Annotated in this window: 11 protein-coding genes and 1 pseudogene; 1 reads left to right on the top strand and 11 read right to left on the bottom strand. The window is 72.4% G+C overall.

Annotation, left to right across the window (positions count from 1 at the left end; genetic code table 11):
- Positions 1–48 precede the first annotated feature (48 nt).
- Positions 49–3,948 carry a DNA-directed RNA polymerase subunit beta' gene (locus C6N75_RS01560; protein WP_105867018.1) on the top strand — a complete coding sequence of 1,300 codons (3,900 nt, stop codon included), beginning with the start codon at positions 49–51 and terminating at the stop codon, positions 3,946–3,948.
- 63 nt (positions 3,949–4,011) lie between these two features.
- On the opposite strand, the gene C6N75_RS01555 is transcribed toward C6N75_RS01560, so the two are convergent.
- From C6N75_RS01555 to C6N75_RS01505, 11 genes and pseudogenes are all read right to left on the bottom strand, one after another.
- Entirely contained in the window at positions 4,012–4,245 is a 234-nt protein-coding gene (locus C6N75_RS01555) for a hypothetical protein (protein WP_305125036.1), read from the bottom strand.
- A gap of 16 nt (positions 4,246–4,261) precedes the next feature.
- Positions 4,262–4,501 carry a hypothetical protein gene (locus C6N75_RS01550; protein ID WP_105867016.1) on the bottom strand — a complete coding sequence of 80 codons (240 nt, stop codon included), beginning with the start codon at positions 4,499–4,501 and terminating at the stop codon, positions 4,262–4,264.
- A gap of 25 nt (positions 4,502–4,526) precedes the next feature.
- Complete coding sequence (locus C6N75_RS01545; RefSeq protein WP_105867015.1) at positions 4,527–5,408, bottom strand: peptidoglycan-binding protein; 882 nt, start codon at positions 5,406–5,408, stop codon at positions 4,527–4,529.
- A gap of 45 nt (positions 5,409–5,453) precedes the next feature.
- Positions 5,454–6,101: pseudogene (locus C6N75_RS01540) on the bottom strand (peptidoglycan recognition protein family protein); the annotation flags it as partial.
- A 101-nt stretch (positions 6,102–6,202) separates the two neighbouring features.
- Entirely contained in the window at positions 6,203–7,648 is a 1,446-nt protein-coding gene (locus C6N75_RS01535; RefSeq protein ID WP_105867013.1) for a phage tail protein, read from the bottom strand.
- A gap of 135 nt (positions 7,649–7,783) precedes the next feature.
- Positions 7,784–8,500 carry a hypothetical protein gene (locus C6N75_RS01530; RefSeq protein WP_105867012.1) on the bottom strand — a complete coding sequence of 239 codons (717 nt, stop codon included), beginning with the start codon at positions 8,498–8,500 and terminating at the stop codon, positions 7,784–7,786.
- Between the two features lie 7 nt (positions 8,501–8,507).
- Positions 8,508–9,614 carry a hypothetical protein gene (locus C6N75_RS01525; protein WP_105867011.1) on the bottom strand — a complete coding sequence of 369 codons (1,107 nt, stop codon included), beginning with the start codon at positions 9,612–9,614 and terminating at the stop codon, positions 8,508–8,510.
- A gap of 11 nt (positions 9,615–9,625) precedes the next feature.
- Positions 9,626–10,828 carry a hypothetical protein gene (locus tag C6N75_RS01520; RefSeq protein ID WP_105867010.1) on the bottom strand — a complete coding sequence of 401 codons (1,203 nt, stop codon included), beginning with the start codon at positions 10,826–10,828 and terminating at the stop codon, positions 9,626–9,628.
- 101 nt (positions 10,829–10,929) lie between these two features.
- Entirely contained in the window at positions 10,930–11,877 is a 948-nt protein-coding gene (locus C6N75_RS01515; RefSeq protein WP_105867009.1) for a phage distal tail protein, read from the bottom strand.
- A gap of 175 nt (positions 11,878–12,052) precedes the next feature.
- A complete protein-coding gene (locus C6N75_RS01510) occupies positions 12,053–13,342 on the bottom strand; it encodes a tape-measure protein (protein ID WP_105867008.1) in 1,290 nt (429 codons plus the stop codon).
- A complete protein-coding gene (locus C6N75_RS01505; RefSeq protein WP_105867007.1) occupies positions 13,339–14,538 on the bottom strand; it encodes a phage tail protein in 1,200 nt (399 codons plus the stop codon). The genes C6N75_RS01510 and C6N75_RS01505 overlap by 4 nt, the downstream gene beginning before the upstream one ends.
- Between the last annotated feature and the right edge of the window lie 169 nt (positions 14,539–14,707).

The raw sequence follows: 14,707 nt of genomic DNA, 5'->3' as shown, positions 1-14,707 counted from the left end.
TCACTCGCTGATCACGAGGGGCACGACCCTGAGAGGGATTGACGCATAGTGCTCGACGTCAACTTCTTCGACGAGCTGCGTATCGGCCTGGCCACCGCTGACGACATCCGTCAGTGGTCCCACGGCGAGGTCAAGAAGCCGGAGACCATCAACTACCGCACCCTCAAGCCCGAGAAGGACGGACTCTTCTGCGAGAAGATCTTCGGTCCGACCCGGGACTGGGAGTGCTACTGCGGCAAGTACAAGCGCGTCCGCTTCAAGGGCATCATCTGTGAGCGCTGCGGCGTCGAGGTGACCCGCGCCAAGGTGCGCCGTGAGCGGATGGGCCACATCGAGCTGGCCGCTCCCGTCACCCACATCTGGTACTTCAAGGGCGTCCCGTCCCGGCTGGGCTACCTGCTGGACCTGGCCCCCAAGGACCTCGAGAAGGTCATCTACTTCGCCGCGTACATGATCACGTACGTGGACGACGAGCGGCGTACCCGCGACCTGCCCTCGCTGGAGGCCCACGTCTCCGTCGAGCGCCAGCAGATCGAGAACCGCCGCGACGCCGACCTCGAAGCCCGCGCCAAGAAGCTCGAGACCGACCTGGCCGAGCTGGAGGCCGAGGGCGCCAAGGCCGACGTGCGCCGCAAGGTGCGCGAGGGCGCCGAGCGCGAGATGAAGCAGCTCCGCGACCGCGCCCAGCGCGAGATCGACCGCCTCGACGAGGTGTGGAGCCGCTTCAAGAACCTCAAGGTCCAGGACCTGGAGGGCGACGAGCTGCTCTACCGCGAGCTGCGCGACCGCTTCGGCACCTACTTCGACGGCTCGATGGGCGCCGCCGCGCTGCAGAAGCGCCTGGAGTCCTTCGACCTCGAGGAGGAGGCCGAGCGCCTCCGCGAGATCATCCGCACCGGCAAGGGCCAGAAGAAGACCCGCGCGCTCAAGCGCCTCAAGGTCGTCTCCGCGTTCCTCCAGACCAGCAACAGCCCCAAGGGCATGGTGCTGGACTGCGTGCCGGTCATCCCGCCGGACCTGCGTCCGATGGTGCAGCTCGACGGTGGCCGCTTCGCGACCTCCGACCTCAACGACCTGTACCGCCGCGTCATCAACCGCAACAACCGCCTGAAGCGGCTTCTCGACCTCGGCGCGCCCGAGATCATCGTGAACAACGAGAAGCGCATGCTCCAGGAGGCCGTGGACGCCCTCTTCGACAACGGCCGCCGCGGCCGGCCGGTCACCGGTCCGGGCAACCGCCCGCTGAAGTCGCTGTCCGACATGCTCAAGGGCAAGCAGGGCCGCTTCCGTCAGAACCTGCTCGGCAAGCGCGTCGACTACTCGGCCCGTTCCGTCATCGTCGTCGGCCCGCAGCTCAAGCTGCACCAGTGCGGTCTGCCCAAGGCGATGGCGCTGGAGCTGTTCAAGCCGTTCGTGATGAAGCGCCTGGTGGACCTCAACCACGCGCAGAACATCAAGTCCGCCAAGCGCATGGTCGAGCGCGGCCGCACCGTGGTGTACGACGTCCTCGAAGAGGTCATCGCCGAGCACCCGGTGCTGCTGAACCGTGCGCCCACCCTGCACCGCCTGGGCATCCAGGCCTTCGAGCCGCAGCTCGTCGAGGGCAAGGCCATCCAGATCCACCCGCTCGTCTGCACCGCGTTCAACGCGGACTTCGACGGCGACCAGATGGCCGTGCACCTGCCGCTGTCCGCGGAGGCGCAGGCCGAGGCCCGCATCCTGATGCTGTCCTCGAACAACATCCTCAAGCCGGCCGACGGCCGTCCGGTCACCATGCCCACCCAGGACATGGTGCTGGGCCTGTTCTTCCTCACCACCGACGAGGAGGAGCGCGAGGTCAAGGGCGAGGGCCGGGCGTTCAACTCGACCGCCGAGGCGATCATGGCGTTCGACGCCCGGGAGCTGTCGCTCCAGGCGAAGATCGACATCCGCTTCCCGATCGGCACCGTCCCGCCGCGCGGCTGGACCCCGCCGGTCGCCGAGGAGGGCGAGCCCGAGTGGCAGCAGGGTGACAGCTTCCGGCTGCGCACCACGCTGGGCCGCGCGCTCTTCAACGAGCTGCTGCCCGAGGACTACCCGTTCGTCGACTACTCGGTGGGCAAGAAGCAGCTCTCCGAGATCGTCAACGACCTCGCCGAGCGCTACCCCAAGGTCATCGTGGCCGCCACGCTCGACAACCTGAAGTCCTCCGGCTTCTACTGGGCCACCCGCTCCGGCGTCACCGTCGCCATCTCGGACGTCGTCGTCCCGGAGGCGAAGCGGGAGATCGTCCGCTCCTACGAGGAGCAGGACGAGCGGGTCCAGAAGCAGTACGAGCGCGGTCTGATCACCAAGGACGAGCGCACGCAGGAGCTCATCAAGATCTGGACCAAGGCGACCAACGAGGTCGCCGACGCGATGAACGCCAACTTCCCGAAGACCAACCCGATCTTCATGATGGTCAACTCGGGCGCGCGCGGCAACATGATGCAGATGCGTCAGATCGCCGGTATGCGTGGTCTGGTGTCCAACGCCAAGAACGAGACGATTCCGCGTCCCATCAAGGCGTCGTTCCGTGAGGGCCTGTCCGTGCTGGAGTACTTCATCTCCACCCACGGCGCCCGTAAGGGTCTGGCCGACACCGCCCTGCGTACCGCCGACTCGGGTTACCTCACCCGTCGTCTGGTGGACGTCTCGCAGGACGTGATCATCCGCGAGGAGGACTGCGGCACCGAGCGCGGTCTGAAGCTGCGGATCGCGGCCAGGGACGAGAGCGGTGTGCTCCGCAAGGCGGAGGACGTCGAGACGTCCGTGTACGCGCGGATGCTCGCCGAGGACGTCGTCGTCGACGGCAAGGTCATCGCGCCGGCCAACGTCGACCTGGGTGACGTGCTCATCGACGCCCTGGTCAACGCGGGCGTCGAGGAGGTCAAGACCCGCTCGGTCCTGACCTGCGAGTCCGCGGTGGGCACCTGTGCCTTCTGCTACGGCCGCTCGCTCGCGACCGGCAAGCTGGTGGACATCGGCGAGGCGGTCGGCATCATCGCCGCCCAGTCCATCGGTGAGCCCGGCACCCAGCTCACGATGCGCACCTTCCACACCGGTGGTGTGGCCGGTGACGACATCACCCAGGGTCTGCCGCGTGTCGTCGAGCTCTTCGAGGCCCGTACGCCCAAGGGTGTCGCCCCGATCTCGGAGGCGGCCGGCCGCGTCCGCATCGAGGAGACCGAGAAGACCAAGAAGATCATCGTGACGCCGGACGACGGCAGCGACGAGACGGCCTTCCCGATCTCCAAGCGCGCCAAGGTCCTGGTGTCCGAGGGCGACCACGTCGAGGTGGGCCAGAAGCTCACCGCGGGCGCCACCAACCCGCACGACGTGCTGCGCATCCTCGGCCAGCGGGCCGTCCAGGTCCACCTGGTCGGCGAGGTCCAGAAGGTCTACAACTCGCAGGGCGTGTCGATCCACGACAAGCACATCGAGATCATCATCCGGCAGATGCTGCGCCGGGTGACGATCATCGAGTCCGGCGACGCGGAGCTGCTGCCGGGCGAGCTCGTCGAGCGCTCGAAGTTCGAGTCGGAGAACCGCCGTGTGGTCACCGAGGGCGGTCACCCCGCCTCCGGCCGTCCGCAGCTCATGGGTATCACCAAGGCGTCGCTGGCCACCGAGTCGTGGCTGTCGGCGGCCTCCTTCCAGGAGACGACCAGGGTCCTGACGGACGCGGCGATCAACGCCAAGTCCGACTCCCTGATCGGCCTGAAGGAGAACGTCATCATCGGTAAGCTCATCCCGGCCGGTACGGGCCTGTCCCGCTACCGCAACATCCGGGTCGAGCCGACCGAGGAGGCCAAGGCCGCGATGTACTCGGCCGTCGGCTACGACGACATCGACTACTCGCCGTTCGGCACCGGCTCCGGCCAGGCCGTTCCGCTGGAGGACTACGACTACGGTCCGTACAACCAGTAAGTAGCGGTGCGAAGGGCGGTCACCCCGGTGGGGGTGGCCGCCCTTCGGCGTTCCCGCGGACGGTCACCTGCCGGTGGCGGTCCACAGGGCGAGGAGCAGGCCGGCGCCGGCGATCAGCGCGGAGACGCTGGCCAGCGGCCAGCGGGAGTGCTCCAGCGCGTCGAGGCGGGCCTCGTGGTCGGCGAGCTGCTTGTCGGTCTGGTCGCTGCGCTGGACCAGCAGGGCCAGCGAGCCGTCGGTCCGGGCGAACCCGGCCTCCAGCGTGCCGCGCAGCCGCTCCAGCTCCAGGGTGACCATGATCGGGTCGTTGCGGTCAGTGGCGCTCACGGGCGGCTCCCGGGTGCGGGTCGCTGCGCAGCCAGGAGGGCAGCAGGGCCTGTACGGCGGGCAGGGCCATCACCCGGGTCAGCGCGCCGGCGGCGGCCAGCGCCCCGGCCACCCAGGGCAGGGTGGCCGGGAGGCCGGCCGCCTCCACGACGGCGGGCAGGACGACGGCCAGGGCGACGGCGGTCTGGATCAGGGTGCGGGCCGTGCGCCGGGCGGCGTCGGTCATCGGCTTCCCCTTTCGGTCGGCTCGGTCAGCGGGTGTACGGGACTCTCAGGGCGGCCCAGGACGCGGGGCCGGGGATGCCGTCGGCGTCGGCGCCGCGGTAGCCGAGCTTGCGCTGCCACATCGCGTACGAGCGCCGGTCGGCCTCGGTCCAGCGGGGGCCGGGCCCCTGCGCGTACGCCGAGCAGCCCTCGGCCACCAGCCGGCGGCCCATCGCGGTGACCAGCGGGCTGTTGCGGGAGGTGGTGAAGAACTCCCGCCCGGGGAAGGGGTGGTGGGCCGGGGCGGCGGGGCCGGGGCGGCTGCCGGGGGCAGGGCGGGACCCGAGCCGGGCGTCGACGCGGCCCCGGAGCGAGGCCATGGTGAAGCCGCGCGGGTCGATCTTGGTGGAGGTCCACTCCTTGTGGCCGATCACCGAGGCGGCGGACCAGCCGTGGGCCCGGCAGATCGCGGCGGCGGCCCGTTCGACGGCCTCCAGCTGGGCGGCGGGCCAGGGGTCGGCGCCGTCGCCGAGGTTGACGCACTCGAAGCCGTAGAAGTGGGCGTTGCCGTCGGTGTCCTGGGACCGGGGCGCGGGGGTCGCCGTCTCGGCGGTCACCGCCCGCAGCACCCGGCCGTCGCCGGTGCCGGCGTGGTTGGCGCGGCCGTTGGCGATCAGGTGGACCACGCCGGCCTTGTCGATGACGGCCTGGCACAGCGGCCCGGGCAGGGTGGCGTGGCCGTCCCGGCACAGGGCGACCGAGGCGGCCGAGCCGCTGGAGACGGTGTGGTGCACGATCACGCCGTGCACCGGGCCCCAGGCGCCCTTGTGGTTGCGGTTGCGGGTGCGCCAGCCGGGGTGTTCGACGACCCGGACGCCCTCGGCGCGCAGGGCGGCCAGGAGCCGGTCGGGGGAGAGGGGGGCGGCCATAGGGGTTCCTCCTGGTGGTGCGGGCGGTGCGCGGGGCGGTCAGCGCGGCGGGGCCGCCGCTCCGGCGGGCTGCGGGGCGAGGGCCAGGCGGGCGGCGATCTTGGTGCGCATACCGGGCATCGGCACGCCGCGCGGGTCGCTCTTCCAGTCCGACCACTCGGCGTGGCCGATGACGGAGCGGGCCGTCCAGCCGTGGGCCCGGCAGATCGCGGCGGCGGCCCGTTCGACGGCTTCCAGCTGGGCGGCGGGCCAGGGGTCGGCGCCGTCGCCGAGGTTGACGCACTCGAAGCCGTAGAAGCGGGTGTTGCCGTCCACGGCGCCGGGGCTGCCCTGGTGCGCGTCCGGGGCCGGCGGGCGGTCGCCGTAGTTCTCGGCGACGACCGCGCGCAGCACGTCGGGGTCGCCGCCGCCGGCGTGGTTGGCGCGCCCGTTGCCGATCAGGTGGACGGCGCCGTCCTTGGTGACCACGCCGTGGCACAGCGGGCCCGGCAGGTCGCTGCGCCCTTCGGTGCACAGGGCGATGGTGGACTCGGCGCCGGCGGTGGCGGTGTGGTGGACCATCACCCCGTTGCCCGGGCCCCAGGCGCCGACGTGGTTGCGGTTGTGCGTACGCCAGCCGTCGTGCTCGACGACCGTCAGGCCCTCGGTGCGCAGGGCGGTGAGCAACTGGTCCGCGGTGAGCGGAGTCGCCATGGGTGGTTCCTTTCCCGGACGGGGTCGCCGGTCCGGAGGTCGGTGCGGTGAGCCGTGGGCGCGGGCGCCGGCGTCGGACGGGACGCCGGGCGCGGCGGGCCTCAGGCCAGGGCCGCCCAGATGGCGTTGGAGTCGGGCACGACGTTGCCCAGCGGGAAGGAGTTGGGCAGCGAGGTCATACCGGTGGTGGACAGCCGGCCGTGGCGGATGAAGTGGTTGGGCATCCGGGCGCTGCCGCCGGGGGACTGGCCCATGCTGGCGCCGCGCATGAAGGCCGGCCCGGTGTTCGCCGGGTTGGGGCCGTTGACCAGCAGGGCCACCCAGTAGCTGCCCGGGGCGGCGTTGTAGGTGGCGGTCAGCGGCAGTACCGCGGTCTTGCCCTCCGTGGCGGTGAGCAGGGTGTTCAGCGTGGCGGTGGTGCCGACCTTGGCGCCGGCGGCGGTGTAGAGGCCGGCGAAGGAGGCGGCGCCGAGGGTGTTGCCGACGTAGCCGGGGACGTAGAAGACGATGTTGCGGACGGTCGTGGGGGCGTGCAGCGGGATGCCGATCAGGTACAGCCAGCCGCTCATGCAGTACTGGACGCTGTTGGCCGACGAGGCGGCCGGGTCGAAGGCCCAGCCGGCGAACCCCATGGACCCGGGCGACCAGGTGCCGGCCGCGGAGACGGTGTCGACGTAGCCGCGCCGCACCAGGTGGTTGGCGTTGGCCGGGTCGGCGGTGGTGGCGGGCGGCACCGCGAAGGTCTTCGCCCCGGCCACCGTCTGGTCGCCGGTGAGGAGCACCGCGTCCCCGGCGGCCACCGCCGACACGTCGGCGGCGCGCAACTGCACCGCGCCGCTCTGCCCGTTGACGCTCTTGACCGGGGCGGCGTCGATGCCCAGGTAGCGGGCGTCGCCGGCGGCCGGGGTGAGGGCGCTGAGGTCGGCGGCGGTGAGGACCACCGCGCCGGTCTTGCCGTTGACCGAGGAGACGGCCTGCGAGGTGGCGGGAAGCTGGGCGGCCGGGATCTTGCCGTTGGCGCCCAGGGTGGCGACGCCGTTGACCGCGCCGGCCGAGGCGACCGGGATGGCGGCGAGGTCGGCGGCGGTCAGCGTGATGTCGGGGGTGGAGCGGCCGTTGACCGAGCGGACCGGTCCGGGCGGGCCGGCCGGACCGGTGTCGCCGCGCGGACCGGGCGGGCCGGGCACGGCCACGTACGTCGGGGTGGCCGGGTCGGCCGGGGCCAGGTCGGCGAGGTCGACCTCCGGCAGGGCGGCGGGCAGTGCGAGCTGGTAGGCCCGGTTGCGGGCGATGCCGGCGAGCTTCTCGGTGACCTGGTAGGTCCACACGGCCGGGTTGAAGCCCTCGGCGTCGGTCGCCGGCAGCACCACCCGCAGGCGTCCCTCGGCATCCAGCGGAACGAGGGTGGGGCCGCCGAGGAAGACGTCGGCCCCGGAGTGGGTGAGCAGCGACGGGGGCCGGAACTCGACGGAGCCGCTCATCGGCTTGCCGTCGGGCGTGAGGTAGCGGGCCGTGACGGTCACGGTGGGGATGGACGAGGGCAGCACGAAGAGCCTCCTGGGGAGGTGAGGGAGAAAGGGACGGCGGCCCCGGCCCGCCGCGCGACGGCGCGTCGGCGGCGGGCGCGGGGGCGCCGGTCGGGAGCCGGGCCGCGCGATCCGGCAGGCGCGGTCCCGGCCGGGTCAGGACTGGACGCCGTACAGGCCCAGGGGGCGGCAGCGGACGGTGTCGCCGGCCGTGGCGACCTTGGCCTGGATCTCGAAGACGACGTCGGCGCCGAACGCGGCGGACAGCGGCTCGGTGAACACCAGGCCGGCGCCGGGGCCGCCGGTGGGGCCGATCGGGTCGCCGTCGACCAGGACCCGGACCTCGGCCCCGGCCGGGCCGTCCACCGCGACGCGGGCGTGCAGACGCGGGTGCTGGGCGATGCCCGGGCCCCGGTAGAGGGTGGTCCACGTGGTGGCGCCGGTGGACTCCCAGCGGGCCGCGTCCACCGGCTCGGGCGTCGGGTACGGCAGGTAGGGGCGGGCCAGACCGCGGTGGACGGTGTCGTCGGAGACCACCACGTTGCCGAAGCGGTCGAAGATCCGCACGGGCTGGACGGGGAGGAGGTCGGGGCTGTCGGTCCACACGCTCAGCGCGATGGAGCCGTCGTCGCGGCGCACCACCAGCCCCTGCTGCGGGGTGTTCGCGTCCCGGTCCGGCTCGACCCTCCCCAGGTACAGCAGGTCGTCGCCGCCGGCGGTGCGCACCCGCAACCGTCCGCCGTCGCCGATGACGACCTCGCCGCTGTCGATCGTGTTCAGCGCCGGACTGCTGTTGGCGCTGCCCATCAGCTCCCGGATCTGCCGCTCCATCAGGCGGATGCGGTCCAGCAGGTCGGTGGGGATGGTCGCCATGCGCCCCTCACACCCCTTCCAGGTAGAGCGTCGCCGTCTCCGGCTTGGTGCGCTGCGGCGGGTTCACCGCGATGCCGACCACCCGGTAGCGGGCGTCCAGCCCCTCGGGGTGCCACAGGTCCCGCAGCCGCAACCGGACGCGGGCGCCCAGCAGCGCCGGGGTGAACCGCTCGTCCAGCCTGATCGTCAGCTCCGGGATGACCTCCGGCCGGTGCTGCCGGGACAGCTCCGCCTGGGCCAGCGACCGCAGCGCCGCCTCGTCCTTCACCCCGCTGTGGTCGCTGGTCAGCTCCAGCCGGGGCCAGCCGCCCGCCAGGTCGTCCGGGGCGCTCACGGACACCGTGAGCGGCGCGGACGGCTTGGACTGGTCGGTGTTGTCGGACTCGCCGCGCGCCACCCACACGTTGGCCTGCACGGTCGAGTCGGTCGGCAGGCTGTAGGAGAGCACCGGGCCCGGATGGTCCAGCACCAGGTCGGTGTGGCCGGTCTCGATGGTCGGGTGCCCGAGCTGGAGGCGCTTGACGCGGCGGCCCTGCGGGTCGCGGTAGCACTGCACCCGCCACTCGAAGCCGTCGGCCGGCTGCGCCAGCTTGTCCAGCAGCTCCCGCACCCGGGCCAGCTCGGTGAAGGCGTACGCGTAGTCCCGCCGCACCCCGGACATCTCCGGCCCGGCGGTGATCCCGATGTCGCCGCCGGGCTGTTCCTGGGTGTGGGCGACCAGGGCGCGGGCGATGTCGAACTGGTCGGCCGCCACCCCGGTGAGGTCGTGGGAGAGGATGCGGTGGTCCAGGTAGGAGTCGAACGTCCCAGCCTGGAACTGCACGGTCATCCGGCCCTGCTCGTCCGAGGCGGGGGTGCAGGTCCACAGCACCCCGCCCCACCACACGTCCCCGTCCCGCTCCAGCCAGACCGCGGTCCGGCCCGGCTGGAGCGCGGCCCTGGCCCGCGCGGCCAGCCGGCCCTCGGCCAGCGGCACGGTGGCCGACAGCGACCCCGCCTTGCCGATGAAGTCGTCGAACTTCGCCTCCGTCAGCGGCAGCACGTCCAGGACCTTGTCGGTGCGCAGGTCGCAGAACAGCGCCCGGTAGACGGGCGTGACGATGTTCCTGCTCATCGCCCGCCGCCTCAGACCAGCGGGTCGACGCGGATGAACCGGTTGTCGATCCAGGCGTTGGTGCTGCCGGGCGAGCAGACGTACGCGCCGACCGCGTCGTACACGGTGTGCGGCTTCAGCCCGGTGGCTCGGAACGTGTGCGACACCGAGGTCATCTGCCGGCCGGTGACCGTCGCCGAGCGCTGCTCGTCGGCGGCCAGCACCATGGTGCCGCCCAGCCGCAGGTTGACCGACATGCGCGTGTAGGCGGTGTCCGCCTGGGCGTTGCCCAGGAAGCCGACGGTGACCAGCACCGCGCCGGTCACCGGGGTGGTGAACTGGGCCGAGATGGTCGGCACGGCGGTGTCCGTCAGGGCCTCGCCGTAGGTCACCGCCTTGAAGTAGCCGCCGTCGTTGTTGAACGCCCACCCGGACACCGGAACGACCGGCCGCCACACCGTGCCGTCCCAGCGCTGGAGCCGGCCGCCCTCGTCGCGGTACTGGCCGGTGTACTCGCCGGCAGCCAGCGCGCCCTGCGGGGCGATGCCGCCCAGGTGTCGCGGGTAGGACACCCAGCGGGTGCCGTCCCAGCGCTGGAGCTGGGTGGCGTTGTCCCGGTACTGGCCGCTGTAGCCGCCCGCCGTCGCACGGTTCCACGACTCGGCCAGGATGCCGCCGACGCCGACGGTGGACTGCCGCAGGTCGTAGACGGCCGTGGACCAGTTCAGCCCGCCGGTGCCCACCGACGCGCCGGCCGGCACCATGACCCGGGCCAGCGGCAGCGCGCCCTCCGGGACGAGCGGCACCTCCGGGTTGGGCGCCGGCGCGCCCTTGATGATCTCCAGCACGGCCTCGGTGCGCCCCAGCGACGGGTTGAACTGGGCGTCGTACACCCGCAGCACCACCAGGTCCTGGCGCGGGTTGGCGGCGTTGCCGTCGTCGAAGGTGATCTGCGTGTAGTCGGTCAGGACCACCGGGTACGCCCCGGCGGCCTCGGAGCCCTGGATCACCGCGCGGCCGGGGGCGACGTTCGCCGTCATCCCGGCGGTGTCGCCGTACACGTACAGCGCGTCCATGATGTAGCGGCCGTCCTTGGACCCCGGCAGCACGCCGGAGGCGCTGGTCAGCGCCCCGGTCGGGGCCATGGCGCCGGTGGGCGCGAGCCGGGTGTCGGCGCGGGACTGGCCGGATTCGGTCGAGGTGCGGTTGATCAGCCATGCGCTGCGCACGGGCATGTGGTCCTCCTGGGAATGGGGCTGTGCGTACGGGGAGGGGCGGCGGGAGCGGCCGCGCCGGGAGATCACGGGTGCCTCGTCGGGCCTCCGCGGTCCGCGGGTCACCAGTGGGCGTCGCGCCAGCGGACGGTGACGGAGGCCCGCGGGTCGGGGGTGGTGTCGTCGGAGCGGAAGGCGAGAGCCGACTCGCCGGGCTCCAACCGGAAGAGCTGCTCCGGCACCGACAGCGGCATGGCGGTGTAGAGCCGCGAGGCGGTGCCGTTGAGGACGACCGTCCCGGACTCGGTGTCGACGGTCAGCACCTCGCCGGCGCCCAGCACGAGGTCGTACTGCAACCGGCTGCCGTCGTCGAGCCGGATCAGCGCCGGCTGGCGGACCGGGCCGCGGAACTCGATCACGGGATGGGTGGGCGCGCCGCCCTCGTTGACGGCGGTGAAGCCGCCGGACACGCCGTCGGCGCCCCACTCCAGCGGCCACTGAAGGCCGCTGCCGGCCTCGCCGTCGAAGACCAGGCCCGCCTCGGCGACCGGCAGGACGGTGCCGCCCTGCCGGAGTACCGGGCCGAAGCGGCGCGGGTCGGTCGCCGTCCACTGAAGGCTGGCCTTGGCCAGGCCCTGCCGGACGTAGCTCCGGTCCTGCGGGACGACCCGGCGGCTGACCCGGGCCCGTACCGCCAGCGTCTCGCCGTGCAGCCGCACCGCGAGCCAGCGCTCGCCGCCCTCCGGCCCGGTGGCCGCCCGGAACGCGGCGGTGGTGGCGAGCGAGTCGCCGGCGGTGGGCGGCACCAGCCAGACGGTGGCGCCGACCAGCCGGGGCTGCGCCCAGACCGCGCCCGGCCAGGAGCCGTGCTGGTCGGGGCGGGGCACGTCGCCGGTGTCGAGGGTGGGCAGGTCGTCCCAGCCGGTGAGGCCGGAGCGGTCGATCTGGTACGGGGTGCCGGGCCCCATCAGCAGCCCGGCCCACTGGATCTGCCCGTCGAGGGTGATCAGTGAGCCGGGTGACTGCTCGTCGGCGGCGGCGCCCGTGGGGGCGATGGTGGTCTCGGCCATGACGGGCCGTCACCTCACTTTCGGTAGGTGTGCGCCGGGCCTCTCGGGCTGCGGTCGTGGGCGTGCCCCGGGCCCGTGATCGGGCTGCGGTCTGCGGGCTTGGGGCTGCGGGCTTGGGCTCCCGGGCGTCCCGGGGGCCTTCTCGGACCCTGGTGGGCCCTTCCGGGGGCCTTCGTCAGGCCGCGGTCCGGTGCAGGAACAGCAGGTCCTCGGCGATCGCGAGGGCGCTGCGGCCGGCCGGCTCGCGGTAGGTGTGCAGCCGGCCGCGGTCCGGGGAGGGGGCGGGGGCCCGGTCCGGGGAGCCGCGGTGGCCGGGTTCGGCGGGCCGCAGCCGGTCCAGGGCGGACAGCGGCCGTACGGCGGAGGCGCCGCGGCCCGGGTCGACGACGCCGCCCTCGGCGAGCTGCGGGATCTTGTCGAGCTTGATGCCGAACTTCTTGCCGAGGAACTCTCCGCTGAGGCTGTTGAGTCCGTCGATGACCCAGTTGGCGAAGGCGATCAGGCCCTTGACGGGGCCGGTGATCACTCCGGCGAGCATGTGCAGGCCGGTGGACATGAAGTCCCCCATGCCGTTCATGGTGCGACCGGTGGCGTCCTTGACCCGGCCGAACATCTCGGCCGGCTTCTTGGTCAGCCAGTCCAGGACCGGCTGGATGACCGTCTTGAACGCGTTCCACGGCCTGCGCACGAGGGCGCTGAGCGCGTCGGTGGCCTTGGAGATCGAGCCGCGCGCCTTGCCGAAGTCGCCGGAGACGGCGGCCCCGACGACCTCGACCACGGCGGTGATGACGATGCCCACGGCCTTGAAGTAGCCGCCGACGACCGTCCCGTAGCCGGTGACGATCGGCCCGAGGAACTTCGCGATCTGCTGGAAGACCTTGAGTACGTGGTCGAAGACCTGCTTCATGATCCGCTGGCCGGTCTCGGTGTTCATCGCGTAGGTGAGGATCGCCGCGAGGACGGGGACGATCAGCCCGGCGAGGAAGCCGAGCGGGTTGGCCCGCATGGCGACGTTGACGGCGGTCATGGCGACGGCGGCGGCGGTGAGGGCGCCGCCGAGGACGGTCATGATCCGGGTGACGGGTGCGGTGACCTTGCCGAGCAGCCCGGCGACCTTGCCGAACGCGCCGGCCCCGGAGGCCAGCGACTTCAGCGGCGCGGCGGCGCCCTTGGTCTTGCCCGCACCGCCCTTGAGCTGCGTCCCGGTGGTGGCGGCGGTGCGGCCGACGCGGGTGAGGGACTGGCCGGCGCCCTCCGCCCGGCCCCTGATCTGCTGGACCTGGGCGGCGGCGGAGGCGCCGGAGGTCAGGCGGGTGAGCCCGGAGGACGCCTGGCCGAGGCCCGAGCGGAAGCGGTCCAGGGCGCGGGTGGCGCCCTGGGTCTGGGCGCGGAAGCCCTTCAGCGCGCCCGGCAGTCCCCGGTAGTGCACCATCACCGCGTTGACCTGGGCGGTCATCGCACTCATCCGCGTGCCTTCGCCAGGAACAGCAGCGCCGAGGCGGTCTGCTGCAATTCGTTGCCGGACGCCTCGTAGTAGTTCTCGATCTGGAAGCCGTGCGCCGCGCCGGCCCCGGCGTTGACGGCGCGGGCGCGGGCGGCGCGGGCGGTGTGGGTGAGCAGCCGGTCCAGCTTGGACAGCGGCAGCACGGCCTCCGCCTCGCCGGCCTCGGCGACGATGGCGTGCACGCCGCCGCGCCGGGGCTGGACGACACCGCCCTGGGCGAGCTGCGGGATCTTCGGGATGCTGACGCCGAAGGTCTTGCCGCCGACGAACGGCACCCAGCCGGGGATCGACACCTTGATCCCGTTGAGCTTGCCGATGGCCCCGTTGATCAGCCCGATGACGCCGTTGATCGGGCCCTTGACCGCGCCCTTGATCTTGTCGAAGGCACGGCCGGCGATGTCCTTCAGTCCGCCCCAGATACTGGAGAGCTTGTCCTTCACGGCGCTGAAGGCCCGCGGGACGACGTCCCGGATCCAGTTCACGACCGGCATGATGATGCTCTTGATGCCGTTCCAGACGCTGGAGATGACCGACTTCACGCCGTTCATCACCGAGGTGATGACCTTCTTGATGGCGTTGAAGGTCTTGGAGACGACGGCGGAGACGGCGTTGACGACGACGGTGACGGCCTTCTTGATCCCGTCCCAGACCGTCTTGATCAGTTTGCCGGCCGCGGACATGATCGGCCCGACGGCCTTCATGACGGCGGTGATGACCTTCTTGATCGCGTCGAAGGCGGTCTTGAGGACCTTCTGCATCGTCTTCGAGCGGGTGGCCATGTCGACCACCCTCTCGATGAGCGGCATGAACAGCTCCATGAGGCGGGCGAGGATGTTGCCCTTCATGGACTTGTTGAGGCCGTTCATGCCCTTGGAGGCGTTGTCGGCGCCCTTCTTGAAGGTGCCGACCTGGTTGCCGCTGGTGGTGCCGGTCTTGCCGGCCTTGGCGAGCGACTTGTCCGCCCGGTCGGCGGCGGACTTGAGGTTGTTCAGCTCCCGCGTGGAGCCCTGCGCGGCGGACCGGATGGACTTCAGCCCCTGCTCGCCGCGGGTGGCGCTGGAGCGCAGGCCGTTGATCGCCCGGTCGGTGGCGGTGGACTTGGACTGGAGGTCCTTGAGGGAGGTGGCTGTTCTGCCGAGGGCGCGTGCGAGGGACATGGGCACCTGCTTCCTTGGTGTGCGAGTGCGTCAGGCGGCGCCTTCGGCCCTTCGCAGGGCGGCCGCGAGCCGGTCCGCGTCGCCGGCGCCGCTCCGCATGGCGGCCTGGTTCTGCCGGGAGCCGCCGGCGGCGGGGGCGGTGGGATCCGCGGCGGCTCCCGGCAGAACC

Source organism: Streptomyces solincola, assembly GCF_002982015.1.
GTDB lineage: Bacteria > Actinomycetota > Actinomycetes > Streptomycetales > Streptomycetaceae > Streptomyces > Streptomyces solincola.
This window is presented reverse-complemented; position numbering and strand designations above follow the sequence as displayed.

What these genes read in the sequence shown, in the direction of transcription:
- C6N75_RS01555 (WP_305125036.1), bottom strand. Translation starts at nt 4,245, where the DNA reads ATGGTCACCCTGGAGCTGGAGCGGCTGCGCGGCACGCTGGAGGCCGGG.
- C6N75_RS01550 (WP_105867016.1), bottom strand. Translation starts at nt 4,501, where the DNA reads ATGACCGACGCCGCCCGGCGCACGGCCCGCACCCTGATCCAGACCGCC.
- C6N75_RS01545 (WP_105867015.1), bottom strand. Translation starts at nt 5,408, where the DNA reads ATGGCCGCCCCCCTCTCCCCCGACCGGCTCCTGGCCGCCCTGCGCGCC.
- C6N75_RS01530 (WP_105867012.1), bottom strand. Translation starts at nt 8,500, where the DNA reads ATGGCGACCATCCCCACCGACCTGCTGGACCGCATCCGCCTGATGGAG.
- C6N75_RS01525 (WP_105867011.1), bottom strand. Translation starts at nt 9,614, where the DNA reads ATGAGCAGGAACATCGTCACGCCCGTCTACCGGGCGCTGTTCTGCGAC.
- C6N75_RS01520 (WP_105867010.1), bottom strand. Translation starts at nt 10,828, where the DNA reads ATGCCCGTGCGCAGCGCATGGCTGATCAACCGCACCTCGACCGAATCC.
- C6N75_RS01515 (WP_105867009.1), bottom strand. Translation starts at nt 11,877, where the DNA reads ATGGCCGAGACCACCATCGCCCCCACGGGCGCCGCCGCCGACGAGCAG.
- C6N75_RS01510 (WP_105867008.1), bottom strand. Translation starts at nt 13,342, where the DNA reads ATGAGTGCGATGACCGCCCAGGTCAACGCGGTGATGGTGCACTACCGG.
- C6N75_RS01505 (WP_105867007.1), bottom strand. Translation starts at nt 14,538, where the DNA reads ATGTCCCTCGCACGCGCCCTCGGCAGAACAGCCACCTCCCTCAAGGAC.